The 24,790-nt window shown below is 43.0% G+C and carries 25 protein-coding genes; 8 read left to right on the top strand and 17 right to left on the bottom strand.

Going from position 1 to position 24,790, the window contains the following annotated elements:
- The first annotated feature begins 177 nt into the window (after positions 1-177).
- The 7 genes from HZA10_03490 to HZA10_03460 all read left to right on the top strand — a co-directional run bounded on the left by HZA10_03490 (position 178) and on the right by HZA10_03460 (position 5,349).
- The gene (locus HZA10_03490) at positions 178-444 is read left to right on the top strand and encodes a hypothetical protein (protein ID MBI5195366.1); all 267 of its coding nucleotides are present in this window, start codon (positions 178-180) and stop codon (positions 442-444) included.
- Positions 445-523: 79 nt separating this feature from the next.
- The gene (locus tag HZA10_03485; GenBank protein MBI5195365.1) at positions 524-1,366 is read left to right on the top strand and encodes a DNA adenine methylase; all 843 of its coding nucleotides are present in this window, start codon (positions 524-526) and stop codon (positions 1,364-1,366) included.
- A 4-nt stretch (positions 1,367-1,370) separates the two neighbouring features.
- Complete coding sequence (locus HZA10_03480; GenBank protein ID MBI5195364.1) at positions 1,371-2,483, top strand: restriction endonuclease, SacI family; 1,113 nt, start codon at positions 1,371-1,373, stop codon at positions 2,481-2,483.
- A gap of 164 nt (positions 2,484-2,647) precedes the next feature.
- A complete protein-coding gene (locus tag HZA10_03475) occupies positions 2,648-3,463 on the top strand; it encodes a hypothetical protein (protein ID MBI5195363.1) in 816 nt (271 codons plus the stop codon).
- Positions 3,464-3,712: 249 nt separating this feature from the next.
- Positions 3,713-4,477 carry a DUF2971 domain-containing protein gene (locus HZA10_03470; protein ID MBI5195362.1) on the top strand — a complete coding sequence of 255 codons (765 nt, stop codon included), beginning with the start codon at positions 3,713-3,715 and terminating at the stop codon, positions 4,475-4,477.
- Positions 4,478-4,695: 218 nt separating this feature from the next.
- Positions 4,696-5,013, top strand: coding sequence for a GIY-YIG nuclease family protein (locus HZA10_03465; protein MBI5195361.1), 318 nt, complete (start codon positions 4,696-4,698; stop codon positions 5,011-5,013).
- A gap of 84 nt (positions 5,014-5,097) precedes the next feature.
- Complete coding sequence (locus HZA10_03460) at positions 5,098-5,349, top strand: antitoxin (GenBank protein ID MBI5195360.1); 252 nt, start codon at positions 5,098-5,100, stop codon at positions 5,347-5,349.
- Positions 5,350-5,378: 29 nt separating this feature from the next.
- On the opposite strand, the gene HZA10_03455 is transcribed toward HZA10_03460, so the two are convergent.
- The 12 genes from HZA10_03455 to HZA10_03400 form a co-directional block, all read right to left on the bottom strand.
- Positions 5,379-5,861: a universal stress protein gene (locus HZA10_03455; protein MBI5195359.1), complete on the bottom strand. Its 483-nt coding sequence runs from the start codon at positions 5,859-5,861 to the stop codon at positions 5,379-5,381.
- Positions 5,858-6,796: a hypothetical protein gene (locus HZA10_03450; protein ID MBI5195358.1), complete on the bottom strand. Its 939-nt coding sequence runs from the start codon at positions 6,794-6,796 to the stop codon at positions 5,858-5,860. The genes HZA10_03455 and HZA10_03450 overlap by 4 nt, the downstream gene beginning before the upstream one ends.
- Before the next feature lie 71 nt (positions 6,797-6,867).
- Positions 6,868-8,175 (bottom strand): AAA family ATPase, encoded by a 1,308-nt coding sequence (locus HZA10_03445; GenBank protein MBI5195357.1) that lies wholly within the window; start codon positions 8,173-8,175, stop codon positions 6,868-6,870.
- Between the two features lie 17 nt (positions 8,176-8,192).
- Positions 8,193-9,413 (bottom strand): type II secretion system F family protein, encoded by a 1,221-nt coding sequence (locus HZA10_03440; GenBank protein ID MBI5195356.1) that lies wholly within the window; start codon positions 9,411-9,413, stop codon positions 8,193-8,195.
- A complete protein-coding gene (locus tag HZA10_03435; GenBank protein ID MBI5195355.1) occupies positions 9,413-11,062 on the bottom strand; it encodes a type II/IV secretion system protein in 1,650 nt (549 codons plus the stop codon). Before HZA10_03435 ends, HZA10_03440 begins: the two co-directional genes overlap by 1 nt.
- Before the next feature lie 86 nt (positions 11,063-11,148).
- Positions 11,149-12,651, bottom strand: a complete 1,503-nt coding sequence (gene mshL, locus HZA10_03430) for a pilus (MSHA type) biogenesis protein MshL (GenBank protein ID MBI5195354.1) — start codon at positions 12,649-12,651, stop codon at positions 11,149-11,151.
- Positions 12,652-12,725: 74 nt separating this feature from the next.
- Positions 12,726-13,175, bottom strand: a complete 450-nt coding sequence (locus HZA10_03425; GenBank protein ID MBI5195353.1) for a hypothetical protein — start codon at positions 13,173-13,175, stop codon at positions 12,726-12,728.
- A 52-nt stretch (positions 13,176-13,227) separates the two neighbouring features.
- Positions 13,228-13,773 carry a hypothetical protein gene (locus HZA10_03420; GenBank protein ID MBI5195352.1) on the bottom strand — a complete coding sequence of 182 codons (546 nt, stop codon included), beginning with the start codon at positions 13,771-13,773 and terminating at the stop codon, positions 13,228-13,230.
- Positions 13,773-15,125 carry a hypothetical protein gene (locus HZA10_03415; protein ID MBI5195351.1) on the bottom strand — a complete coding sequence of 451 codons (1,353 nt, stop codon included), beginning with the start codon at positions 15,123-15,125 and terminating at the stop codon, positions 13,773-13,775. Before HZA10_03415 ends, HZA10_03420 begins: the two co-directional genes overlap by 1 nt.
- Before the next feature lie 89 nt (positions 15,126-15,214).
- Entirely contained in the window at positions 15,215-17,089 is a 1,875-nt protein-coding gene (locus tag HZA10_03410) for a DUF4445 domain-containing protein (protein MBI5195350.1), read from the bottom strand.
- A gap of 30 nt (positions 17,090-17,119) precedes the next feature.
- A complete protein-coding gene (gene hemB, locus HZA10_03405) occupies positions 17,120-18,088 on the bottom strand; it encodes a porphobilinogen synthase (protein MBI5195349.1) in 969 nt (322 codons plus the stop codon).
- 141 nt (positions 18,089-18,229) lie between these two features.
- Positions 18,230-19,096 (bottom strand): cation transporter, encoded by an 867-nt coding sequence (locus tag HZA10_03400; protein MBI5195348.1) that lies wholly within the window; start codon positions 19,094-19,096, stop codon positions 18,230-18,232.
- Between the two features lie 189 nt (positions 19,097-19,285).
- Between HZA10_03400 and HZA10_03395 the strand changes: the two genes are divergently transcribed.
- Complete coding sequence (locus tag HZA10_03395) at positions 19,286-20,374, top strand: cyclic nucleotide-binding domain-containing protein (protein ID MBI5195347.1); 1,089 nt, start codon at positions 19,286-19,288, stop codon at positions 20,372-20,374.
- Positions 20,375-20,395: 21 nt separating this feature from the next.
- Here the strand turns inward: HZA10_03395 and mnmE are convergent, their stop codons facing one another.
- The 5 genes from mnmE to HZA10_03370 form a co-directional block, all read right to left on the bottom strand.
- Positions 20,396-21,910, bottom strand: a complete 1,515-nt coding sequence (mnmE, locus tag HZA10_03390) for a tRNA uridine-5-carboxymethylaminomethyl(34) synthesis GTPase MnmE (protein MBI5195346.1) — start codon at positions 21,908-21,910, stop codon at positions 20,396-20,398.
- A gap of 12 nt (positions 21,911-21,922) precedes the next feature.
- A complete protein-coding gene (yidC, locus tag HZA10_03385; GenBank protein MBI5195345.1) occupies positions 21,923-23,455 on the bottom strand; it encodes a membrane protein insertase YidC in 1,533 nt (510 codons plus the stop codon).
- A complete protein-coding gene (yidD, locus tag HZA10_03380; GenBank protein MBI5195344.1) occupies positions 23,455-23,691 on the bottom strand; it encodes a membrane protein insertion efficiency factor YidD in 237 nt (78 codons plus the stop codon). Before yidD ends, yidC begins: the two co-directional genes overlap by 1 nt.
- Positions 23,692-23,839: 148 nt before the next feature.
- Positions 23,840-23,983 carry a 50S ribosomal protein L34 gene (rpmH, locus tag HZA10_03375; GenBank protein ID MBI5195343.1) on the bottom strand — a complete coding sequence of 48 codons (144 nt, stop codon included), beginning with the start codon at positions 23,981-23,983 and terminating at the stop codon, positions 23,840-23,842.
- Between the two features lie 105 nt (positions 23,984-24,088).
- Positions 24,089-24,790, bottom strand: a 702-nt coding sequence (locus tag HZA10_03370; GenBank protein MBI5195342.1) for a tetratricopeptide repeat protein, incomplete at its 5' end; no start/stop codon positions are given.

The following is a 24,790-nucleotide window of genomic DNA, read 5'->3' as shown; positions in this document are numbered from 1 at the left end:
TACAATTCTACAGATTTTAAGTGTAACACTTTTGGAGAAAACCCAGATGCTACAAGCATTTTCATCTATGGAGGACTTTGAAATAAATGATGATTTCTGTAACCAGTTGAATTTATTTAAATAACGTTGGGACAGTAGTGAGTTGAAATACAAAATCACTCTCCAATGGTAGTGTTTATGGGAATGGTTAACATTCAACTAAAAAACAAACACAATCTGGTCATAGTTAGTGATCTTGTTACAGGCGAGTATCAGAAAAGACGTGTACTTAGACCTGGGGAGAAATTCGCTATACACTTCTATCCAGAAGCTATCTTTGATAAAGTAACGCCTGATGAGATATCACAGGTAGTTGTCACAGATGATATTGACCGTGTTTATGAATCTGATCCAATAAAATTTCAGCGTATTATAAATGATTTTTGGCAAAAATATAAAAAATAAAATGCCTAACAATGCGGCAAAAATAATAATGAAAAAACATAATTGAAATTCTTCTCTATAAGGTGGTAAATTACACATTATGCTAAGAGTTCACCCAGCAACAGAAAATAAACGACAATTGCGTAAAATGATCGCTTTCGGCTGGTATGGTGGCAAATATAGTCATCTAGACTGGTTGTTACCATTACTGCCTGCGTGTCATCATTATTGCGAGCCATATGGCGGCTCAGCCGCAATACTGCTAAACAGAGACCCTTCTCCTGTCGAGACTTACAACGACATCGACGGTGAAATTGTCACTTTCTTTCGTGTGCTCAGAGAGCAAAAAGACGAACTCTTATACTCCATCGGCATGACGCCGTTCTCGCGAGAGGAATTTCTTGCAGCCATCAAAACGAATGGAAATGGAAAGAATTTATCCCCGCTCGAACGTGCACGAAGATTTTATATTCGCGCCCGTCAAGTAAGAACTGGGCTTGCACAAACAGCATCCAACGGCCGTTGGGCAAATTGTCTTAATACAAGCCGGGCGGGCATGTCAGGTGCTGTGTCAAGATGGCTGGGCAGTGTCGAGGGGCTTGAATACATTGCCACGCGACTTCTCAGGGTTCAGATAGAGAATGATAAAGCCGTAAATATTATTAAGCGATACGACAGCAGAGAAACACTTTTTTACTGTGATCCCCCTTATCCTCATGAATCACGGGGCGATTTAAAGGCATATTCTTATGAAATGACTAATCAGGATCACATTGACATGGCTACAGTTCTTTTAAATGTTAAGGGCAAAGTGGCAGTGTCCGGCTATGACTGCGATATCATGAATAAATTATATAGAGGTTGGAAAGTCCATAAGGAAAGACCCAAAAAAGCTATGTCTATTAAACAGGTACGCCAAGAAATCCTTTGGACTAATTATTGAATTAATGACTACAGAAACTACTTCCTTATATAAATGCCGCGACTTTCTCAATAAACGGTGGCTGCATATCTGTAAAGAGACAGAAGGAAAGTCTGGCAAAGAACCGCTTGGTGATGAATTCAACGAGATTAAAAACTTAATTGCAGATTGCCTTACGAGCAACATTAAGACTTACCACTATGTTCTGCCGACTCAAATATTGAGCAAGTGCGTAAATCCTGATGTTGATAGCCATTCCATTCAAACTGCTTATGGGGAAAAGGGTGCTTTTGACGCGCGCACAATTGCTCATGGCGCTATCGTGCCGTTTGATAAAGCAAACTATAACGTGCTCGGCGGCTCTTCAGAGCCGTACGTTAGTAATCCTTTGCGCTGCCCAGCCATCACAGCCGCCTACAGAAACCAACAAAAGAATAAAACTGATTGGGACAAACTTATAAAGGTACTGGACTTTATAGAATCGACGAATGACAAAAAAGTAACAAAAGCTGTTTTTGAACAAGTTTTATTTGAAGTCCATAAATTACTTGCCGATGTCCGTGTTCTGTATTCGACTCCCAATAGAATCAGTTTGAATCAAACAATTCAAATCGTCAGTCAATTTACTGCTGACAAATCCGGTGGTGACCGCATTGAGGCTGTTTGTACCGCACTTTTCAGAATAATCGGAAAACAGTTTGACCTTTTCGATGAGGTTAAACGCGAAAAGGTCAACGCGGCTGATGCATCATCTGGAATGGTTGCGGATATAGAATGCTGGCTAAAAGGTAATATTGTTCTGCTTATCGAGGTAAAAGACCGTTCACTTACACTTACGCAGCTCGACTCGAAACTGGACATCGCACGTTCACGCAAGATTTCTGAGATATTATTTCTTGCTGAACAAGGAATTGAAAAATCCGAAAAAGAGAAGGCAGAAAAACGAATACGAGATGAGTTCGGTAGCGGTCAAAATATTTATGTTTCAAATTTCATCGATTTTTCTACCGGCATCCTAATCCTTCTTGGTGAAAAAGGACGCGTTCAATTTCTTTCACAAATTGGGGAGGAACTGGATAGAACGAACTCAGCCATCGTTCATAGAAGAGCATGGGCCAATCTTTTAAAAACAGCTTAAAACAATATATAAAGACCAGCGAACCAGGCATTCAAGCCGAGCGGTGTTAAGCATGGTTTGATTTTCATTTAAGGCCTGTTCACTGGCGGCTCAACGGCATTGTTAGGTTTTAAAAAATGAAAAGTGGAAAAGCACGGAATATACCTTGCTCATGTGGAAGCGGGATGAAAAAGAAGCACTGCTTTTGTCAAATGCGAAGACCCCGTAAGACTACAATTCTATTCGATTATGGCGTCCCAGAGGCAATCAATGGACTCCGCATAAGCGAATCTGGCCTCTTTTCATTGCAGTTTGTTGGGAATACAAAACAACCTGCCGCCGCTCATCTTGAAACTACATATGAGCGCATCGGCAAACACCCGAAAGTTGTTCATTATACACCGCTCGACCCGGCCGCGCCTTGGGTAAACCCAAATCTTGTGCTCGAGCGGTTTGACCTTTTGCTCGCGATAGACACCAATACCATTTCAAATTCAAACGGAAGCATTTCGCTCGCGGTTGTCGTTAAAGGCAAGTACCAGATGGTGGGAGAAAACAGACTTGCCCAATGGGAACCTATCCACGCCATTGAGTTTCATAATATTATTGGGCAAGCAGAGAATATTGGATGGAGATCCTTAATTGAGAGCATCATTGCAACCCCGGAGTATAATGGATTAGCTTCAGTTGGCATATTAGTTGACTCGGATCTTGGTAAAATCAAAGAATTTAATTCAAGGAAGCTACCTATCGAAAGCGATTTCTTCCTTCCCCCAAGGTTTGAATTACTCTATGCAACCGCTGATACAGGCTCCGAGTTTGTGGCAAACCTCATGTTGTCTCGGGCAGACAAGGTTTCAACAGCCATTCTCCGACAGATCGTAGGAGGAAAGATTAATCCTGATCAACTTCACCCGGCACACAATGCCCCGTACTCACACTATCGCATATGGACCATTTTGCCAGATCAGGAGAACAATGAAATCAACAAAGAAACCTAACCAGCGGGTGAAACTGACGGATGCTACCGTTTCAGTTTCAGTGGCAATGCAGGAGTGAAGATGCCCCGCAGCTTACCCGTACGTTTCCCCCTCCGCTCTTGGGGGAATGCGGCAACATCAGACTAACAAGAGGTTATTGAAAAACGCCACATGACGATCCTTTATCACTATTGTTCAAACCATGCTTTTCACTCAATCGTAGAGAATCGCAGGATTTGGTTATCATCGCTTTCGCTGTCAAATGACTCAATGGAAGGGAAACTCGTTGCCGAGATACTTGCGCGCATTGCTAAAGCTGACGGTCTTGATCAAGCTGCGACGCAACGGCTTCAAAAATTAGTTTCTGGAGTAGAGCAAGTTATCGATGGCTTGGGCTTCTGCCTTTCGGAAGATGGAGATTTATTGAGTCAATGGCGCGGGTATACAGCTGATGCTACTGGCGTTTCCATTGGATTCTCCAGAGATTATTTCGAGCAGTTCGCAGAGGCCAGCCGATCCCCGGAGAAACCAGGCTTTACATTGCAGAGAGTTGAGTATGACCTTGAGATACAAGAGAGCTTGATAAAACCAACCTATATAGAAATCAAGAAACTCATAAATGAAGGTGCGTTTAAATTCCCGGGGAAGCGCAGCCTTTTAGATGCGCGAAGTGATGATGAAGTAAAAAAAGATAATGAAAAGATTAAGGGCGCATTCTCGCGATTATCGATGACAGCGTTAACCCTTTTTGCAAAACTATTTTTGTTAAAAACTAGGGCGTTTTGTGAAGAACGCGAATGGCGTTTGATTTCTTATTTCGTGAAAACGGGTGACGATATGTGCTCTTTTTGTGCTCTGAATGATCGAATAGTCCCATATAGAGAATTTGAGTTGCTTGAATCAGAAAGCGGTTCCATTGTGGAGGTGATTCTCGGCCCTAAGAACACAACACCCAATTACGTAATCGAAAGCTTTTTAAAGCAAAAAGGCTTCCCTAATGTAACAGTCTTACGTTCTGAAGCTACGTATCGATGATCGTGTGTGCCTGAAGCCAGCGCTCCGCGGCGGCTCAACTGCCTCGTTATAAAAATGTAAATATATTTGTAAATATATTTATTGTATGGTAATATTAAACATATGAAAGAATTCCGGTGGGATGAAGGTAAAAATCAAATACTTAAAAAAATAGTTCTTCCGGCTTTAGTGTGGATGTCATTCCGGCTTGTCCGGAATCTTTCTGATATAATGGCTGAATGAGAGATAGTATCTTTGCTGTGTATATTATGGCTAATGCGAGACCGACCATGTATGTCGGGGTGACAAATGACCTTGCAAGAAGAGTTTATGAACATAAGAACAATCTCAAGCCTGATTGCTTTACCGCTAAGTATTATCTGCATAAACTTGTTTATTATGAGTTTTGTGGTGATAGCTGGAGCGCAATAATCAGGGAAAAACAGATAAAAAACATGAGCAGGCAAAATAAGATAGAGCTTATCAAAGAGGGTAATCCCTTAATGAGGGACTTGTATGAAGACATCTCCGGAGGGATTCCGGACAAGCCGGAATGACTTGTAATGGGGCGTTTTTATTTTAGCAATATGGTATATGTACCCAATGGAAGGCCTGATGAAGCAATAAAAATGAGGTGAAAAATGAATAAGATTAAATTAACAAAAGAAGAAAAAGAAATTGAGAATGCTTTAATGCGCGGTGAATATACCCCAATAAAAGGGAAAGAGCTGGCAAACATAGAAAAAGCTCTTAAGGCAAGGAAAAAAGACAGAACAATGACTATAAGGGTTAACAGTAAAGATATTGAAAAAATAAAATTTAAAGCAAAAAAGTTCGGTATAAAATATCAAAGTTATATTTCAGAAGTTATCCATCAAGTTGCGGAAGCATAAAAAATAAATTTATAACAGGAAAAGGTTTTCTACTCCACCACCCATATCGCGCAATTTTTTGCGTCATGGATAATCTGGCTTGATGTACTGCCGAAGAGAAATTCTTCGGTCTTTGATTTATGGTGCCTGCCGACAACTACGGTGCAGCAGTTTAAACCACACTGAAACGACAGGATTAATTCTGAAAGCGACCCCGGTGCGTCAACGCATACGCGGGTTTTGACCTTCTCTTCCGGGAAGCCCGACTGAATAAGTATCTGGCGATATTTTTCAAGCAGCTTTACGGATTTTTCCGTGGTGTTGCTAATCCATATCTTGCGTTCATCATCTGTCTCAAAAAAATCCTCGCTGGGTTCACTGATGATGCTTAAAAGCGTAACGGTAAAACCGGGGAATCCTCCGACAAAATCAGCGACATAAAGAACGGCGCGTTTTGAGCTTTCCGACTGGTCAACAGCGACCAAAATGTGTTTGTCTCTTATTTTTGCTTCTGTTTCCGGCGCTGTGTTCATGATGATAAAACTCCTTCCTGCACTTCTCCCAAATCTTCAAGCAGTTCCACGGTATTATTGTAATATACCCTGGAGCTTATTGAAAAGTGCATTAAAATGCGGTTAAGCTGTTCCGGTATGTATGGATAAATTTTCTTTAAATTGGTTACGCGGTTATGAAATACGATATTTATGTCGTCTTCTGTCAGGCGGTTGAATTTGTCAGGGGCTTCCCGTAAAAGATACTGAGTGGTTATGTCGCCCCTACCTGTAATATAAATCAGGATATTTCCAAGACCGAAGAGGTCATATCCGAATTTATTTTCACCGTGGCGATAGTTGTAGTCAAAATCAATTAAACGGTAAATTCCTGTCCGGGAATCTTTTATCAGGTGGTCTCGGCGTATGTCTCCGTGTTTTTCGTTGTTGTCATGGAGGAATTTTATTGACTTTATGATTCCTATGAATTCAGAAAGAAGACGCGGATAATGGTTGAAGAAAAAATCCTCGTGATTTTTGCCGGTAAACTGAACTATTTCATCAAGCGTTTTCCCCCGGATGAAGTCCAGAATCCTGAGTGAATTGCCGGCAGAGTCCTTTGTTGATTCACCCTGAACAAAATCCTCCCTGCCGCGGACGAGTTTTAGTATGCGGGCTTCCTTCAAGGGACTGCGGACGCAGTCAAAAACCAGCCCGCCTATCCTTGATTTATATTGCTCGCGGAAGGCCCATTTTAAAATTTTAACATGCCCTGTAGTGAGGTCTATGGCGCGCTTGACCCAGAACTTTTGCTCGTCTTCCATGCCGAAGCGTCCTTCGCGTTCATTATTACGCACGAAATACGGCACGCCTTTAAGCACGACTATGTCATCATAATCCACGCGGAAAAAATCCACCGTGTCTTTAATGCTGATTTTCCGGGGTATGCGTTCAGGCGGGACCCACCGGCTTATCATCTGAAGAAGATACTGTTCAGTGTATATGTTTGCTGAGTGCCGGTTCACATTACGTTTATAGCGAACAGCGTTTATTCAACTCTAACCACGGCCCGGGCTATCCAGAGTTTTTCCCCTCTGCGGAGAATCTGATACCATTTGTTGTCTTCAGACTTGTCAAGTATCTCAAATTTTTCCCCTTTTAACGCCCACCTGACTGTGTTGGATGTAAAGGAAGGGGCATCCCTCAGATTAGCCGCAGTAGCCCTGATGGTTACATACTGTCCGACAAGGGCTTTTGCTTTGCCTGCCGGTTCCTTTGCCTCTGATGAGCCGGCATTGTTCGTGTTTGCAGGTGCGCTTTCATCTGTTTTTGCGCCTGTATCCTGTACGCTGTTTTCTGTTCCCTGCTGTGGGGGAATGACTGCCGTCTGTGTGACAGCTTTTGGAGGTTGTTCATTATTTACCGTTATTGTCACCGGATATCCGGCAATAAAATTCGGCAGGTACCTGAAGCTGAAAAAGCCGGCTAAAATAACCAGCAGTAGCCCGGTAAGCGCAGGCACAAGCCCGACGTATTTTTTAATACTGAGGTCGTCATGCTGAAGGCTTTTTACTGCATGGCGGATATGACGGGGATGGAGAATGGTGCTTTCTTCAAGAAATGCAGCCATTAAAGTCCTTGACATCAGCATATTTATGAGTCGCGGAATACCCTTTGAGTATTTCGGTATTAATTTTCCTGCTTTTTTATTAATCTTGAGGTTTCTCTTGCCTGCCTTGATAAGCCTGTGGTTTATGTAGTCTGAAGTCTCTTCATCGGAGAGGGGGCGCAGATGTATCCTTGTGAGTATTCTTTGATTAAGCTGTCTTAATTTGGACGCCGTCAGCTTTGCTTCAAGTTCAGGCTGTCCTAATAAAACTATCTGGAGGAGCTTATCTTTGTCGGTTTCAAGGTTTGAAAGCAGCCTTAATTCCTCAAGGGTGTCCGCAGGGAGATTTTGCGCTTCGTCAATAATTATAATAACCCGCTTGTCTTCGGAAGACTTCGCTATCATAAAGTCCCTGAATGCTTTTATGATTTCATTCTTGTTTTTCTGTGCAGGCTGTATGTTAAGGTCTTCAAGGACCGAGACCAGAAATTCTTCGGGAAGCAGGCGCGGCGTGAGAATCATTGCAATCTCAGCCTTGGGCTTCCATTTCTCCAGGAATACGTTAAGGAGAGTTGTTTTTCCGCTTCCGGGGTCTCCTATAATTGTCGTAAATCCCTCTTTCTGCTCTATGGAATAATCAAGCAGGAGGAGTCCTTCATTATGGGTGGATGACGGATAGAAATAGGCTGGGTCCGGCGTTAATTTGAAAGGGTCTTCCTTAAGCCCGAAAAAATCTAAAAAGTCCATGTATATTATGCCTTCCTTTATTTGCCGCCCATTGTTGAGACAAGGTCGTATATGGGCAGCATCAGTCCTGCTATTATTACCAGAAAGAGCCCGCCTACCAGAACAATAACTATAGGCTCTATCAGTTTCTCCATTTTTTGCGAGACGTCGTTAAGCCTTTTAAGAAATTCCCTGCTCATGTAATCAAGCTGTTCTGTCAGGTTGCCCGCCTCTTCCCCGATATGTATAAGCCTGGTTACAATGTTGGGAAATAACTCGCCGTGTTTTTTCATTGACTCGTAAATCCTGCTTCCAAGCAAAATATCTTTTTTTACTTCTGTCAGGGCTTTCTTGAACACGAGATTACCCATAAGTTTTATCATTATATCAAAAGATTTGTCAATCGTAAGGCCTGCCGACAGCAGTATCCGTAACTGCTCGGTGAGCAGTGCAAGTATTTTGTTATATACGACAAGTTTAACAATGGGGAGCCTTAATTTGGCAGAATCAATATAATATCTGGTAAGCTCGCTTTTTGTCATGAGCTTGTAAATGACGATAAGGGCTGCAGGCACAGCTAAAAGAACATACCAGTATTTGATGCTGTAATCGCTTGCGGCTATGAGGAGTTGTGTTATAAGGGGAAGGCGGACTGACATGGATTTAAAAAGAGAGGATATCTTGGGGAGTACGTAAATAAGCCAGAAAAGCAGCGCTCCGGTTGTGGTGACGATGGCGAATGTCGGATAAAGCAGGGCTCTTTTTATTGCGGCTTTTAAGTCTTCCATCCTCTGCAGGTGCATTACAATGTCTGAGAGACTTTTTTCCAATTGGCCTGTTTCCTCGCCGATTGCAACAAGCTGTATAAAAATATCAGGGAAAATGTCTTGATGGTGAGATATGGAGGAGGAAAGGCTTGAGCCTAATTCAACCGTCCTCCTGATGTCTGCAATTCTTTCCTTAAACCGTTTGTTTTCTATGGCATCTGCAATATCGGCAAGCGAGGTAAGCAGGGGCAGTCCCGCTTTCAGCATGACTGCAAGGTCGTTTGCAAACCCGATGATATCTTTGGGTCTTATGCCCCATGCTTTAACCTTATTTATAAAGAGCTTGGTGAGCCTGGTGGATTTGCGTATTGATAAAATGTGGAGTCCTAATTGAGATACATTGCTGTAAGCAACGTCCATGTCAACGTCTTCTATGGAGCCTCTGACTATTTCACCTTCTAAATTCAGCGCCTTATAGGTGAAAAAAGGCATTAAATCACAACCCTCATGATTTCTTCTATGCTGGTTATTCCTTCTTTAACCTTTCTTATGCCGTTGAGCTTAAGCGGTATCATTCCGTTTCTTAAGGCGGCGTCCTTGAGTTTGTGCAGTGATGCGCCTTCGGCGATAAGGTCTTTAATCTCATCATTGACAACTACAACTTCTCCGATGGCTATCCTGCCAAGGTAGCCCATGTGATTGCATCTCGGGCATTCTTTTGCCCTGTAAGCAGTGCTTATTTTGTTTTCATCCCCAGGTTCAATCAAATCCAGCGACATCAGTTCTGCCTGAGACACTGTATAGGATTCTTTGCAATGCGCACAGAGCTTTCTGACAAGCCTCTGTGCAATTACGGCGAGAAGCGATGAGGAAAGCAAAAATTTATCAATGTCAAAATCAAGAAGCCTTGGTATGGAGGTAATGGCGTCATTTGTATGCAGGGTGCTTAAGACAAGATGCCCTGTAATAGACGCTCTGATTGCAATTTTTGCGGTTTCCTCATCTCTTATTTCACCGAGCAGCATTACATCAGGGTCCTGCCTCATGAAATTTCTTCCGGCAAGCGCAAAATCGTAACCTGCCTTCAGATTGACTGCTGTCTGTTTGACAAAACTAAGCTTGTATTCTACAGGGTCCTCAACGGTAAGGACATTTCTCTCAATGAGATTAACTTCTCTTAATGCCGCATAAAGGGTTGTTGTCTTACCGCTGCCCGTGGGTCCTGTAATCAGGATGATTCCGTAAGGCTTCTGAAACAATGCACGCAGGCGTTCTGCGTTTTCAGGGTCAAAGCCGAGATTGCTTATCCTGAGCAGAGGACCGGTGCCGGCAAGGATTCTGATAACAATGTTTTCACCGTAAATGGTGGGGATTGTTGATACGCGCATCTCATGTTTTTTGTTCAGAAAGGTCAGGGAAAAAGACCCGTCCTGCGGGAGCCTTTGTTCTGAAATATCCATTGTAGACTGCACCTTTATCTTTGTCACAATGCCGTTGTATGCGATTTTAGGGATGCAGAAGCCGTGCTGGAGCACACCGTCCACCCTGTAAAAAACATCAATGGTGTCTGTAGTAGGCGTGATGTGTATGTCGGTTGACTTCCTCCGTATGCCTTCTATTATCAGGTTCTGCGCCAACTCGGCTATCACATTTGCAGGCGGCGTCACGGCGGATTTTATGTCGTCAACTGCCTTATTAATGCGCTGTTCAACCGGGTTTTCAAGAAAGAAGTAAGACCTCTCAAGCGTCTCATGAAAAGACTCTGCGTCAATCATAAAGACCTTCGGCTGTTTTCCCGTCAGTTTTGAAGCTGTGTCTATGGCCAGTATATTGGCGGGAGTGGTTATCCCTATTTCTATGATATTGTCTGTTATGCTTAAGGGAATAAAACCTGTTTTTTCCGCAATATCTTTTGGTATGAGCTTGATGACATCTGAGGGGATTGTATATTCGGAGAGGTTAATGAACGGGATGCCTGCCTGTTCTGCAAGGGCTTCGGCTATTTCATTTGCCGAGACAAAACCGAGTTTTACAAGCAGGTCGCCCAGAAGGTCTCTTGTTACCTTCTGATGGGCAAGCGCCATCCGCACTCTATCTTCAGTTATCAGATTTTTTTCTTTTAAAAGCTGTCCTAATTGCATAAAAAAAGTTAAAAGTTATAAGTTAAAAGTTATAAGTTATGGATTAAAAAATATTAATTCATTTATTTTTAACTCTTAAACTTTATTTAGTTATTCGCCAGCTTCGGAATAAGCATTATCACAAGCTCTTTTTTCTCATAAGTTTTTTCTACGCTCTTAAAAAAATACCCTAAAAGAGGTATGCTGCCTAATATAGGCACTTTGTTTTCCGTTAATTCTTCCTTGCTGTCTATGAGCCCTCCGATAATGACCATCTGCCCGTCTGAAATCTTGACTGTGGTGCTCATCTCCCTTAAATCAACAGTAGGCAATTTTATTTTTGTTGTGCCAAAAGTCTGCTCATCAAACGTTACAAGGTTTGAAATAATAGGTGTTATGGTCATTGTTATTTTTCCGTCCTCGCTGATGAACGGCACCAGTCCGAACATGACTCCGGAGAGAATAGACTTCTCATTTGTGGTGAAAGTGGTGGTTGAGGCGCCTCCCTCAGAGGTTGTGGTTGACTCAACCTTTGCGAGGTAGGTCGTACTTCTGCCGGCGCTCAGCATGGCTGTCTGCCCGTTCATGATGTTTACCCTTGGATTTGAAAGTGTTTTTACATTTCCCTGTGTTTGCAATGCCCTAATGACTGATGTAAAATCACTGCCGGTAATTCCTATCTGGATATTCTTTCCGATGCTGCTGACGACATCTTTGAAATTTGAAGAGGCTATGTTGACAGTGCCGGCGCCCCGCCAGTTGCTTATAACACTCCAGTCAATGCCGTATTTTAATGAGTCAGACAACTGCACCTCAATAATGCGAGCCTCAATAAGCACCTGCCTGTTGAGAACTTTTTGCAAATTAGACAGGTAGTTTTCAATTTTTGTGAGGTCTTTTTTTGAGGCTGTAACCATGATTGTTCCGGTCATACGGTTAATGGTAAAACTTGACACAGGCACTGCGGCGGCTCCGGCTGGCGCTGCTGCCGACGCAGGGAGAAGGGTCTTTAATGAATTTTCAAGCGCATCCCAGAATTGAACAGCCGTCTTGTCCGAAGCGGATTTTAAGGAGACGTCGCCTTTAACTGCGCCTGATGTGCCTGAAGACGCACCGCCGAGGATATCGCCACCGACGCCAATGGAGTAATCATGTATGACGCCAGGCTGTCCCAGCTCAAATATTTTTGTATCCATGAACTTGACTATCAGTATGTTGTCCCTGATTGCATAGAAATAATCTACGGAATCAAAGATTAAGTTCAGCGCATTCTCCACGCTTATGCTGTTCAGGGTCATGGTTATAGGCAGGTCGGGATTTACGCCCCGCTCCATAACAAGGTTGAGGTTTGCCGACTCTGCGATTGTGTACAGGACATCTCTTAATGGTGTATTTCTTGCCGCAATTGTGACAACCCTGGTCTGTGTCGGCAGGATATCTTCCTGCACAGGCACAAAATCCGGAGATTTAAGCTCGGGCTCTTTAATTTCCAGCGGGGGTTCTTTATCCGTTAAAGCGGGAGTGACTTCAGATTTTTTGGGCTGCTGCGAGGAGGCGCAGGAAAGCAGCATCAGAGCGCAAATCGCTGAGCACAAAATACTTCTTATCACAAAATCCCCCCATCCCCCCTTTAGCAAAGGGGGGTGAGGGGGGATTTTTTTCATTATCCTTTGAATTTTGTATCTCACTTTATTTTTTCCATGTACAGCCATTGTTCCTGAATCTCTCCTTTTTTGTCACCCCGCTTTGTTAATAATACCTTATCGTGCTCTATCTTGGCTACTTTCATTCCGTCAATACGGTCGCCTTCTTTTACGAGGGCGCCTTTTATAATTGCCATTTTAATTTTGTCTTGTATGACGATAAGAGATAAAATATTTTTGCCGGCTTGCGGAGCTACTGAATCCAGTGATACCGTAGGGAAGCCTCCCGCACTGCCGGCAGAGCTGAAATCTATGGGGCTTTTTGATATCCCGCCTTCGGAAACTCTCTGTTTTGGTTTTACAGCAGCGGCAGGCGGTTCGGACTCCAGCATCATGCTTTCATTTTCTGAAAGACTGCCCCTCACGTTGCTTCTCAGCGAGGATAAAAGCCCGGAGAATGATTTATCGTCAAAATGGATGAGATTTGTCATTAATATAAATATTATAATTAAAATCATGGGAGAAATGAATAATATTTTTGTTTTATTGTCCATCTGTTGCCTTTACCTCAATCAATGGTAATTTCAGGACCCCCCGTATATTAAGGACCACATTCCCCGGTGAGACCTTTGATAAACGGAAATAATTTATTTTAAAATCCGGGATAGTCAGGGATTCTAAAAAAGCGATGTAATCTACGACTGCTTTATAACTGGTAACAGGCGCGGTGATTTCAACCGGAAGCGATTTTTCATCAGCGGTTTCTGTAAATGCTGATAAGTTTACTGAAGCTCCTTGTAAATTGGTTTTAATATCATCCAGAGATTTATAAAAGAGATTTTCTGAATATGCGCCGCTTATGTTTTGCTTCAGATACTCTACGCCGTATTTTGTCCACGCATCCATTTTATCTATCTGTTTTTTGACTATGCTTTTATTGATGCTGATATTTTCAACAGCGCTGATGGAATCGTCAAGGTAAACATTGTAGTTGTGCATTATTATCAATAAGAATATTGACAGGGCAAGGGCCATGCCGCTTATCAGGTAAAGCCAGAAGATATGTTTAAGATAATTAAGGTATTGCATTACTTTCTTCCCGCCGCCTGTCCTGAAATTTTATAATTCATTCTAAACGAAAAGATTTTTTTGTCAGTGTCCGCTGTTTTCTCGGTTATGCTTGTATTTTTAATCCTGCCGATTGAAATGAGCAGGTACTGAAAGGCTTCCTGCGCAGAGGCGTATGTGTCCGCTCCAAGCGTTCCGGTTATTAAAATAGAAAATGAATCGTCCGCCGCATTGGCCTCTATGACGTCAATTTTGGATGTTTTCAGGTCCATTTCCGACAGTGCGATTAATAACGGCTCAATTTCAGGAGAAGCCTTATTTATAAGGTTCAGCACCGGCAAATAACGCTTAAGTTCAGCTTCTTTTGCAGTATACTCAGAGAGTATTTTTTCTATGCCTGTATTGCTTTTTTCAGCTGAGCGGAGAAAGTCCCTTTTGTCAAAAACAGTATTTGCTTTATACAGCAGAAAGCTGAGGCATAAGACAGTCAGCACGATAAAAGCCCTGATTGCATGTAACATATAATTTCTCAGCGTATAGAGGTTTTTGAATTCACTGCTCAGGATATTTGATGCCTTTGAGGCTGAAAACGAGTAAATGGGCACAATGTAGTCGTTGAATGTTTCTTTGGTGCACTGCATATAGTCGGGCTTGCGGAAGCCCGCAGCCGGCGCAAGAGGTAATGCGGTGACGTTGTAAAGCGCGGATAAATTGCCTGCAAGCAGAATCAGTCCCGGATTTATTCTGAAGTTCTGGAAACAATAATTGATTGTCATGTTAATGTCCTGAATATCCAGATCCGTCAGGTCTTCGCTTAATGATTTGAACTTTCTTATAAAATAAATTGCGCCTTTTTTGATGAGAAAAGCGGTCTTCTCTGTTTTTGTGCCCAAGACGCCGAGCAATGCTTCGTCCCTTGATTCAAATATCGGGACGGCGGAATAGACAGTGGGATATAAGGCCCTTACAACCTTGTCGTTGTCATAGAATCTTTTAACTAAATTTTTTATCTCATCGTTCCTGGCGGCAAAGTAAGAGACCTCCATAATCTTTTTGTTTTCTACGACGCGTTCACCGATAAGCGTATATATAAATGAAAAATCTTTCAGCTCGGTGGTTCTCCTGATTTCCGATTCTACGACTTTTTCAAGATGCTTTGTCTTTACAACAGGGATGGTGATTACGTTATGGTAGGTTTCCTTGAAATCGTAAGTGACGATAAATTCTTTTGACCGTTCTTTTTTCAGGTAAGCATCAAACTGGTCCTCGGGGATAGTTTCTGTCTGACTGATTAAGAAATTTTTCCCCTTAAAAGATGCATGAACTATTTTAATGTTTTCTTCTTCAAAGCTGACCGCAACGGCCTTTCCCAAATACCCTCCTTTTATGCTGTTAACAGGGTCTGAGTTCTGACATATTTTAGCACATGTTTTGACCTGTTGCTATATAAATTAAGGATGCGTTATCCGCCCATCAACTTCTTAACGCTTGGGAACGCCTCCATGTTCGTATGCGGAATGAACAGTCCTGAAACATATTCATCCATAAATGAACGTGATACCGACAGCTCAAGATAAGTCATCTTTCTTGCTATTTCCTCCGCCTCTTCACGCATTCTCCGTGAAAGCATGCAGAGATATGCGCCTGTTATGGATGTATTCCCCAGAAATTCAAATTTCTCCCTTGATATATCAGGAAGCATGCCGAGGATTATCGCCTTGTTTATATCCAGAAACTTGCCGAAACCTCCGGCAATGTATACTTTGCGCACATCATTAAAGGTAAACCCGACTTCCTTAAGGAGGATAGAGCATCCGGCATAAATGGCTGCCTTTGCCCTTATTATATTTTCAATGTCAGGCTCTGTGAGGACGAGATCCCTCCCGTTTTCCTGATACAGCACAAATTCAGCGCCGTCTTCGGCCTCTCTCACCCGTTGTGAGATGCCTTTCTGCAATTTCCCCTTCTGGTTTAATATACCGGTTAAAAACATCTCAGCAGCCAGGTCAATCATGCCCGAGCCGCATATCCCGATGGGTGCGGTGCCGCCGATTATTTTTATTTCGGGCTCAAGCGTTTTACGGTCCATCACTACGTCTTCTATCGCCCCCTCTGTGGCCCTCATGCCGTGCTTAATCCCGCTTCCTTCAAAACAGGGGCCTGCCGAGCACGCAGCCGCAACAAGGAATTCAGAATTGCCGAGGACAATCTCGCCGTTAGTCCCTATATCAAGGAAAAGGCAGAGCTCGTTTTTTTTATGCAGTCTTGAAGCTAAAACGCCGGCTGCGATATCTCCTCCAACATAACTTGCAACGCACGGGAACGTATAGACAGGAGTATCGGGATTTATTTTTATTCCAAGCTCTCCTGCAAAAGAAAGGGGGAAGACATTTGCAGTGGGGATGTAGGGTTCTTCCCTGATTGCGCCGGGGTCCAGCCCTAAAAAAAGATGGGTCATAGTTGTATTTCCCGCAGCGACAACATTATCTATGGATTTAATATTTATATGATGGTTTTTCCTCAGAAGCGCGAGCATGGCGTTAATGTCCGATATAACCGTGTGGTTGAGGTGTCTTAGTCCATTGTGCTCTGATGCGTAAACAATTCTTGTGATGACATCATCCCCGTAATTTATCTGGGAGTTGTAGGTGGACGCAATATCTATAACATCGCCGTTGTTCAGATTGACCAGATAAACTACTAATGTAGTGGTTCCGATATCAATTGCAATGCCGTACTGCCTGGATTTTTTGTCGCCCGGGAAAATATTTGTGATTTCATTGCAGTTTTCGCTGTAAATTACGGACAGCGTTATCTCCCAGTTGCTCTTCCTCACTTTTTCCGCCAGGCCGGTCAGAAATCTGAACGGTACCCTGAGGCATCCGAGCCCTTTTGAAACGAGCTCTCTTTTGAGCCTTTCAAGGTCGCTTATATTGTCATCAAGCGACGGGGCAGGGAGATGAAGGACTATCCTTTCAGTAAGAGGCTCAATTTTTACGCCTGTTGAAGGCAGAAGCGCCTGAAGGTCTTTTGACCTGCCGGTGGCAATCCGGCCCTCAAGCGTAAGATGTGATTCTTTTGGTATCTCAATTGAGAGATCCCCCAGAGGAAAGCTCTGGCAGGCAAGGGCATAATTTTTTTGGAGCTCTTCCTGCGTAAGCTTAATCGCTGAACGGGCGTTAACTTTGCCGGACCTGATGACTATCTTGCATTTGCCGCAGGTGCCTTTGCTTCCGCAGGAGGAGGTGAGAAAAATGCCCTCATTTTTAAGAGACTCCAGAATGGATTTGTCAGGCGAACCTGTTATTGTCCTGCCTGAAGAAAGGGAAATTTTCATTCAACCTTCATCCTTCAACCTTGGTTGTTCTTAAAGCTCCTTCACCGCATCCACTGCATGATATGTGAGAATGAGGTCGGCGCCTGCGCGTTTCAGTGAGGTCAATATCTCCATCATGACTTTTTTCTCGTCAATCCAGCCTAATTTTGCGGCAGCCTTGACCATTGAATATTCCCCGCTCACATTGTATGCCGCAACCGGCACATCAAACGTATCCTTTACATCAGAGATTATATCCATGTAGCACATCGCCGGCTTAACCATTACAATATCAGCGCCTTCTTCTATGTCAAGGGCCGCCTCTTTAATTGCCTCCCTCCTGTTTGAAGGGTCCATCTGATATGAGCGCCTGTCTCCAAACGAAGGGGTTGACTCTGCCGCCTCCCTGAATGGAGAGTAGAACGCGGATGCGTATTTCGCCGCATAACTCATTATGGGAATGTTATTAAACCCATTTGCATCAAGGCTGTTCCTGATTGCCGTAACCCTCCCGTCCATCATGTCCGAAGGGGCTACCATGTCAGCGCCTGCCTTTGCATGCGACAAAGCCTCTTTGGCAAGGAGTTCAAGTGTAGGGTCGTTTAATATCTCTCCGTTTTTTACAATGCCGCAGTGTCCGTGGCTCATATATTCACAAAGGCATACGTCTGTGATAACGGCAAGCTCAGGAGCCTTGTCCTTGATGGCCCTTATAGCTTTCTGAATGACGCCTTTTGCGCTGTATGCTTCTGAAGCGCGATGGTCCTTATGCTCGGGAATGCCGAAAAGCAAAACGGCAGGGATGCCGAGTTTATAGACCTTTTGCGCATCTTTAACTGCTTCATCCACGGACAACTGGAAACATCCCGGCATTGAGGATATTTTTTTTCTGACGCTTTTTCCAAAAGTAACAAACATGGGATAAATAAAATCTTCCGGCCTAAGATGCGTCTCACGCACCATGCTTCTGATTACTTTGTTTATCCTCAGCCTCCTTGGCCTGTGAATTGGAAATGACATAATTGACTCCTTTGTGTTTTATTGTTTGTATAAGTATAGCATATTCACCGGCGTCTATTAGAAATGAGAAATGAGGACTGCGAAGTAGCTGCTCCGAAGCATCGGAGCGATTGAAAACGCAAACTAAAATTTGCGGCTGCATCACTTTTCATTTCCATACGGTTCAATATGCACAATCACATCCACAACAGAAGAAAAATTTTTCTTAATGCATTCTTCTACGGAATCAGCCAGTTCATGCGCCTTCTGTATTTGCACTTCCGGGTCAACGAGGACATGCAGGTCCAGATGAATTGCGTCTTTTTTGCCTCTGGTCCTTATTTCGTGGCATTCCCTTATGCCTTGTATCTGCATGACGACCCTGTTTATTTCCAGCGCATCAAGGCGTGCGGCGTCGGTCAGAACTTCTGCTGCAGACCTGAGTATTTCAAAGCCCATCCCCGCTATCATAAGGGCAATTATGACGGCAGCGATTGAATCAATGACAGGATAGCCGGCCTTTGCCGCGATAAGGCTGACGATGACAGACAGTGAAACAAAGATATCCGTCCTTGTATGCAGGGCGTCTGCAATGAGAAAATCGCTCTGAAGTTCCCTGCCTTTTCTTTTTTCATAAATCATTACAGAAGTGTTGACAATAATGGTCACCAGCATAATTATAAAACTCATGGTTGTTACTTCAATGTCCGCGGGGCTGCTGAAATTATGATAGGCCTTTTTTAATATCTCATAGCCGCCTAAAAAAATAAGCACTGCTATTGCGATAGTTGAAAGGGTCTCGTATTTTTTGTGTCCGTAAGGGTGGTTTTTATCAGGCGGCTGGGCGGCTATCCACGTGCCGACAAGCCCGATGACATTGGATGTCCCGTCAAAGAATGAATGGAAACCGTCGGAGAACATGCTTACCGAGTTTGTCAGGTAGCCATAAGTTATCTTTGCCGCGGCAACAGCCATGTTGAGGATTAATGTGTAAATCAGGACCTGCCTGACTTTCTTAAGCCTCTGCATAGGATAATTATAAACGAAATTTAATGGTTCTTTGAAATAAATTTTTTATTTATTTCTAATTGTAAAAAACACCTTGATTTATTTTAGAAAATATTGTTAAATTACGAAATAAAAGTATTTTTATTTAGACAGGTGGTATTCAAAAAGCAGGGGCTTTTTGATGTCTAAAATAGCAAAAAGGATGTACTGATGTCTTCACAAAATCTGCAACTTTCAGACCTTAGAAAATATAAATATTTTTCAAGTCTTTCCGATAATGCCCTTGAAATCTTTTCAAAAAGAATCAGAATGGTTCATTTCCCTACCGGCAGCGAGATCATAAAAGAAGGCACTGTGGGGAAGTCCTTCTATTTTGTGAAGGAAGGGCAGGTTGAGGTGACCAAAAAGACAAAAACAGGGAAGGAGGAGAAGATTTCCGTTATCGGCAGCGGTCAGGGCGTTGGCGAGATGGCGTTGCTGACCGGTTCTGTGCGCGCAAGCTCTGTCTGGGCAGTAACCAATGTTGCGCTCTATGAGTTGTCAAAGGCGGATTTTGAAGAAATTGTATTGCATGAAGCATTATTCAAAAGCATGCTTCTTGACAAGGTAAATAGTTATAAGTATTACGCTGCGATAAAGTCTCTCCAGCCGTTTGAACTTCTCCCGCCTGATAAAATGTATGCCCTTATGGAAAAGCTGGTGGAAAAGAGATATTCTCCCGGAGAAAATATCATAGTACAGGGAGAGAAGGGCAATGATTATTACATCATTAAATCAGGCCGTGTTGCAGTGTTAAAAACTAAAAAGGGTGACGATGCGCCAATACAGGCGGCGCTATTGGGAGACGGGGAGGCTTTTGGAGAGGAGGCTCTGATCCGGGAAGACCCGCGAAATGCAACCTGTCAGGCTATAGAGGAGACAACGCTTTTTGTACTGGATAAGAAAGATTTCAATCAGATTGTGAAGGCGTCGTTTTTGGAAAATATTTTTCCTGAAGATATTCCCCTAGATACATATCTAAATGAGTATGTGATCATAGATGCACGCATACCGGCTGAATATGAGGAAGAACATATTTATGGGGCAGTAAACATCCCGGTTGAAACATTACGCGAGCAATGTGCCGTATTTGACAGGATGAAACAATACATTACTTATTGTCTCAACGATTCAAGAGGAATGGTTTCAGCGTTTCTCCTTAAAAACCGCGGCTTCAATGCAAAATGCCTGAGGGGCGGGGTAAGCGGCTGGCTTGGCCCTGTAGTAACCGGCTCAGACGGCATCTATATGCCTGAATAGTGCGATTAATTTTTCAACCCCTTACTTCCCGATACAAAAATCGCTGAAGATTTTATTCAAAATGTCTTCGGGCGTGGTTATGCCGGTTATCTCTCCGAGGGCGTCAAGGGCTTCCCTGAGCTCAACCGAGAGAAATTCAGGTGAAAGCTTATTGTCAACGCCTTCAATAAATGAATTCATGGAGGCAAGCGCTTTTTCCAGCGCATGAACGTGTCTGATGTTTGTTACAAGTCTGGAATGTGACGCCTCTCCGCCTCCGGCATCTGAAATTATGTTCATTATCTTATTTCTTAATTCATCAAGACCGGCGCCTGTAAGAGCGGAGGTTTTGATAATTTTTTGCTCTGGTTTGTCATTCCGGGCTTGACCCGGAATCCAGTGTTCAAAAGTTCTGGTTACCCCGATTAAGTTTGCCTGCGACTTAGATCGGGTGTCGGGAGACGACGTCTGGATTCCCGCTTTCGCGGGAATGACATTTTCTTGTCCTACGTTTTTCAAGTTTAATTTTTGCTTAAGGTCTGTTTTATTTATAACTAATATTGTGTTTTGCGAAGCTGACCTTTCAATCAACTCCCTGTCCGTATTATGCAAGTCTTCGCTTCCGTCAAGGACAAGGACCACCAGATCAGCTCCCTTCATGGCACTGAGGCTTCTTTCCACGCTTTCTTTTTCGGCAATGTCTTTTGCCTCTCTGATGCCTGCGGTGTCCATAATCCTGACCGGGAAACCATTAATGTCCAGATATTCTTCAATAACATCTCTTGTGGTCCCCGGCATCTCAGTCACGATGGCCCGGTCATGCGTAAGAAGCGCATTAAGGAGTGAGGATTTTCCAACATTCGGCCGGCCGATGATAGCAGTCTTAAGCCCTTCCCGTAAAATCATTCCATGCCTTGAGCCTTCTATGAGTTTTGTAATTTCACCGCATATTTCCAAAGCCTTTTTCTGCATATCGCTTAAAGACGGTGATTCTATGTCTTCTTCAGGAAAATCAATGTGCGCCTCAACAAAAGCGGTGAGTTCAACCAATTTATCCCTGAGTGAATGTATTTTTTTTGAAAGCCCTCCGCTAAGCTGTTCCATTGCTGCCTTCTGACTTTGCTCAGTCGCTGAATTGATTGCATCCAGAACCGCCTCTGCCTGAGCAAGGTCAATTCGTCCATTAATGAGAGCCCTTTGCGTGAATTCTCCGGGCATTGCAAGTCTTGCCCCGTTTTTTAATACGAGCTCCAGCACCCTGCGGAGAGGTACAGCGCCGCCGTGGCAGTTTATTTCCACAACATTTTCTTTTGTGTATGTATTGGGCGCGCGCATTATGGAGATTAATACTTCATCCACAATTTCTTTGTTTGAATTTATGATATGGCCGTAAATAATTTTATGTGAGGGCGTTTGTTTAAGACCCTTGTTTTTTGGCGAGGTGAATATCTTCTCTGCTGTTTCTATTGCATTTTTGCCGCTCAGTCTTACAATCCCGATGCCTCCTTTGCCTGAGGGAGTTGATATAGCGGTTATGGTGTCGTCAAAACAATTCATAACTAAGAGCTATCAGCTATGAGCCATAGTTTTATTCGCATAGTACTGCTGTGCAATTGCAAGGAGATTATTCACGAGCCAGTAAAGGACGAGACCTGCCGGGAAGGATAAGAACATGAATGTGAAAACAATCGGCATAAACATCATCATCTTTGCCTGCATTGGGTCCATGGTTGTCGGGGTCATTTTCTGCTGGATTACCATTGTAATTCCCATGACTACCGGAAATATATAATACGGGTCTTTTACCGAAAGGTCGGTTATCCACCACATAAAAGGCGCGCCCCTGAGTTCAATGGCTTTTGCAAGGACATTGTAGAGGGCAATGAAAACCGGTATTTGAAGAAGCATCGGCAGACAGCCGCCCATTGGATTTACCTTGTGTTTCTTATAAAGTCCCATGAGTTCTTTCTGCATTTTCTGTGCGTCCTTTTTATACCGCTCTTTCATTTCGGCAATCTGGGGCTGAATGTCTTGCATTTTTTTCATTGTCTGCTGGCTTTTGTGCAGGAGGGGGATAAACGGTATTCTGACTATTATGGTGATAAGCACTATGGTCCAACCATAATTGCCGATGAATTTATAAAAGAATTTCAAGACCCAGAAAAGCGGCATTGCCACGATTGTAAACCAGCCGAAATCAACCATGTGTTCAAGCTTAAGATTCAGCGCCTTAAGCTTGTCATATTCTTTGGGCCCTGCATATAAAACAAAATCCTGTTTCTGAGGGCTGAGTTTCAGGGCAATCTCAGGTGTTGTGCCGTCCTTCCAGACGGTTGCGCCGAGAACTGCCGTACGCGGGACGATTGCGGCAGTGAAATATTTATCTTCCTGCGCTATCCAGAAGATATTGCCAGTGAAATTTTTTGTTTCTTTCAGCTTTTCATCAAACTCGCTCCTGTCTGTGTCAACAAGAATAACGGGCCCCCGATGAAGCCTGTCTGCTTTTTCAACAACGCCGAAATTGGTCCCAACGGCTAACGAATAGGCGGGTGAATTGACTGTCTCTATGGAGAGGTCAACATTGTAACCGTCATTGTAGAAGATAAAATGTTTTGTTATGCGCATTCCCTGATAGTCGTAATTAAGGATTACCTCGCCTTTTGATTTATCTTTATTGAGGACGAGACTGTCTGTATTTGACTGATAGGTTACTCTTTGAGGAAAGTCCCTTTCTGCGCCTTCAAACAGCAATGAAAGCGGAGGAATTGTCTCCGGCTGTTTTAACATGGAAAGGGCAATGCCGTTTTTATCTTTATATTTTTTAAGCTCCCATGATTTAATTACTGCGCCGTTAGTTGTAAACACTGCTTTATAAAGGTCTGTCTCAATGGTAATATCCGCTCCAGTTGTCTTGACGGGAACGGGCACTTGAGGTATCTGCGGAGCAACGGACGGAGTTTCTTTTGCAGGCGCTGTTTCTGATTTTGGTTCTGCTTTTTGAGCCTGTTCAGGCTGCGGCACATTCTTTGGCTGGAAAAAGTATGAAAATGCGACAAGAACCAGAATTGACAGCGCTACGGCTAAAAGAGTGCGTTTTTCCATCAGTTTGCCTTTTGAGAATCCCGATATATCGGGACCGGGTCATATCCGCCCTGATGAAAGGGGTGGCATTTTACAATTCGTTTTGCTGAAAACGACAGACCTTTTGCAATACCATGTTTTTTTACCGCCTCAAGACTGTAAGCCGAGCAGGATGGATAAAATCTGCATGAAGCCGGCAGAAACGGAGATAAATATTTTTTGTAAAAATTTATAATGATAATTACAAAGTTTTTCAATTTTCCCTTAATTGATATTCCCTGTGGCAAGACCACAGGGAATCTAATGTATGGATTTTCTTTATCATATTCGCTCGCTTGACCCCGTCCACGGGGAATACGCTCGCTATCCATTTAAACAGCCGTGATTATTCTGGCGCGCAGAATATTATCCTGATACGGTAAGTTTTTTCCTGCCCTTTGCCCGTCTTCTTTTTAAGACTTTTCTGCCGCCGCTTGTGCTCATTTTCTCAAGAAAACCGTGAGTGCGCTTGCGTTTTTTGTTATGGGGATTGTAAGTAGTATATGTCATCCTGCCTCCATTATTAAAATCAAAATTAATGAATCAATGCTTAAAACTAAACTACTACTATAATATATTTTATCCGGATATGTAAAGAAAATTAATAATCAAAAATTAAGGATGGGAAGTTTTGGTATTGTACAGGGAAGGATTTAATTCCCTTGCGATATTAAAATGTTTCATTGCCTTATCGGCATGACCCATAGATTTGTACACAATCCCTAAATTCAAGTGAGTTGCTGCGTTGCGCGGGTCTTGCTTCAATGCAACCTGATATTCCTCCATTGCTTCATTAATCTGCCTTTTATAATAGTAGTAGGCAAATCCAAGATAATTATGCGCTGCTGTAAAATCAGGCTGTAATTTTATTGCGATTTTGTAATGTTCTATTGCCCCGTCTATTAAACCTTTATTTTTGAGAACATTAGCGAAACTGAAATGGATTTCTGCGATATAAGGGTCTATCGTCAGCGCAGTTTGATATTCTGATACTGCATTGTCAATAAGTCCCAAATCTTTGTAGGTATTGCCTAAGTTGTAATGCGCTTCTGCATTTTTTGAATCTAATCTTGCGGCATTTTGGAACTGTTCAATTGCTTTAGCATATTGTTTTAATTTTTTATAGGCAATGCCGATGCCATTGTAGCCTCTTGCTTTATTTGGACTTTTGCTGACTACATCTGTCCATAAGCTCATTTCATCCTTCCAAACGGCATTTCTCTGATAAGCGGCGATGGAAAGGGAAAGGACTAAAGCAGCAAGCAGTAAGACCGTAATCCGTGATGTGTGATGAGAGAGAAAGGATGAAGGATGAAG

Source organism: Nitrospirota bacterium, assembly GCA_016212185.1.
Classification (GTDB): Bacteria; Nitrospirota; Thermodesulfovibrionia; order UBA6902; family DSMQ01; genus JACRGX01.
Note: the sequence above shows the minus strand (reverse complement) of the source record. Positions and strands in the feature narration are given on the sequence as shown.

Coding starts and splice junctions, on each gene's coding strand:
- HZA10_03490 (MBI5195366.1), top strand. CDS start 178: ATGGGAATGGTTAACATTCAACTAAAAAACAAACACAATCTGGTCATA.
- HZA10_03485 (MBI5195365.1), top strand. CDS start 524: ATGCTAAGAGTTCACCCAGCAACAGAAAATAAACGACAATTGCGTAAA.
- HZA10_03480 (MBI5195364.1), top strand. CDS start 1,371: ATGACTACAGAAACTACTTCCTTATATAAATGCCGCGACTTTCTCAAT.
- HZA10_03475 (MBI5195363.1), top strand. CDS start 2,648: ATGAAAAAGAAGCACTGCTTTTGTCAAATGCGAAGACCCCGTAAGACT.
- HZA10_03470 (MBI5195362.1), top strand. CDS start 3,713: ATGGAAGGGAAACTCGTTGCCGAGATACTTGCGCGCATTGCTAAAGCT.
- HZA10_03465 (MBI5195361.1), top strand. CDS start 4,696: ATGAGAGATAGTATCTTTGCTGTGTATATTATGGCTAATGCGAGACCG.
- HZA10_03460 (MBI5195360.1), top strand. CDS start 5,098: ATGAATAAGATTAAATTAACAAAAGAAGAAAAAGAAATTGAGAATGCT.
- HZA10_03455 (MBI5195359.1), bottom strand. CDS start 5,861: ATGAACACAGCGCCGGAAACAGAAGCAAAAATAAGAGACAAACACATT.
- HZA10_03450 (MBI5195358.1), bottom strand. CDS start 6,796: ATGATAAGCCGGTGGGTCCCGCCTGAACGCATACCCCGGAAAATCAGC.
- HZA10_03445 (MBI5195357.1), bottom strand. CDS start 8,175: ATGGACTTTTTAGATTTTTTCGGGCTTAAGGAAGACCCTTTCAAATTA.
- HZA10_03440 (MBI5195356.1), bottom strand. CDS start 9,413: ATGCCTTTTTTCACCTATAAGGCGCTGAATTTAGAAGGTGAAATAGTC.
- HZA10_03435 (MBI5195355.1), bottom strand. CDS start 11,062: ATGCAATTAGGACAGCTTTTAAAAGAAAAAAATCTGATAACTGAAGAT.
- HZA10_03425 (MBI5195353.1), bottom strand. CDS start 13,175: ATGACAAATCTCATCCATTTTGACGATAAATCATTCTCCGGGCTTTTA.
- HZA10_03420 (MBI5195352.1), bottom strand. CDS start 13,773: ATGCAATACCTTAATTATCTTAAACATATCTTCTGGCTTTACCTGATA.
- HZA10_03410 (MBI5195350.1), bottom strand. CDS start 17,089: ATGAAAATTTCCCTTTCTTCAGGCAGGACAATAACAGGTTCGCCTGAC.
- hemB (MBI5195349.1), bottom strand. CDS start 18,088: ATGTCATTTCCAATTCACAGGCCAAGGAGGCTGAGGATAAACAAAGTA.
- HZA10_03400 (MBI5195348.1), bottom strand. CDS start 19,096: ATGCAGAGGCTTAAGAAAGTCAGGCAGGTCCTGATTTACACATTAATC.
- HZA10_03395 (MBI5195347.1), top strand. CDS start 19,286: ATGTCTTCACAAAATCTGCAACTTTCAGACCTTAGAAAATATAAATAT.
- mnmE (MBI5195346.1), bottom strand. CDS start 21,910: ATGAATTGTTTTGACGACACCATAACCGCTATATCAACTCCCTCAGGC.
- yidC (MBI5195345.1), bottom strand. CDS start 23,455: ATGGAAAAACGCACTCTTTTAGCCGTAGCGCTGTCAATTCTGGTTCTT.
- rpmH (MBI5195343.1), bottom strand. CDS start 23,983: ATGACATATACTACTTACAATCCCCATAACAAAAAACGCAAGCGCACT.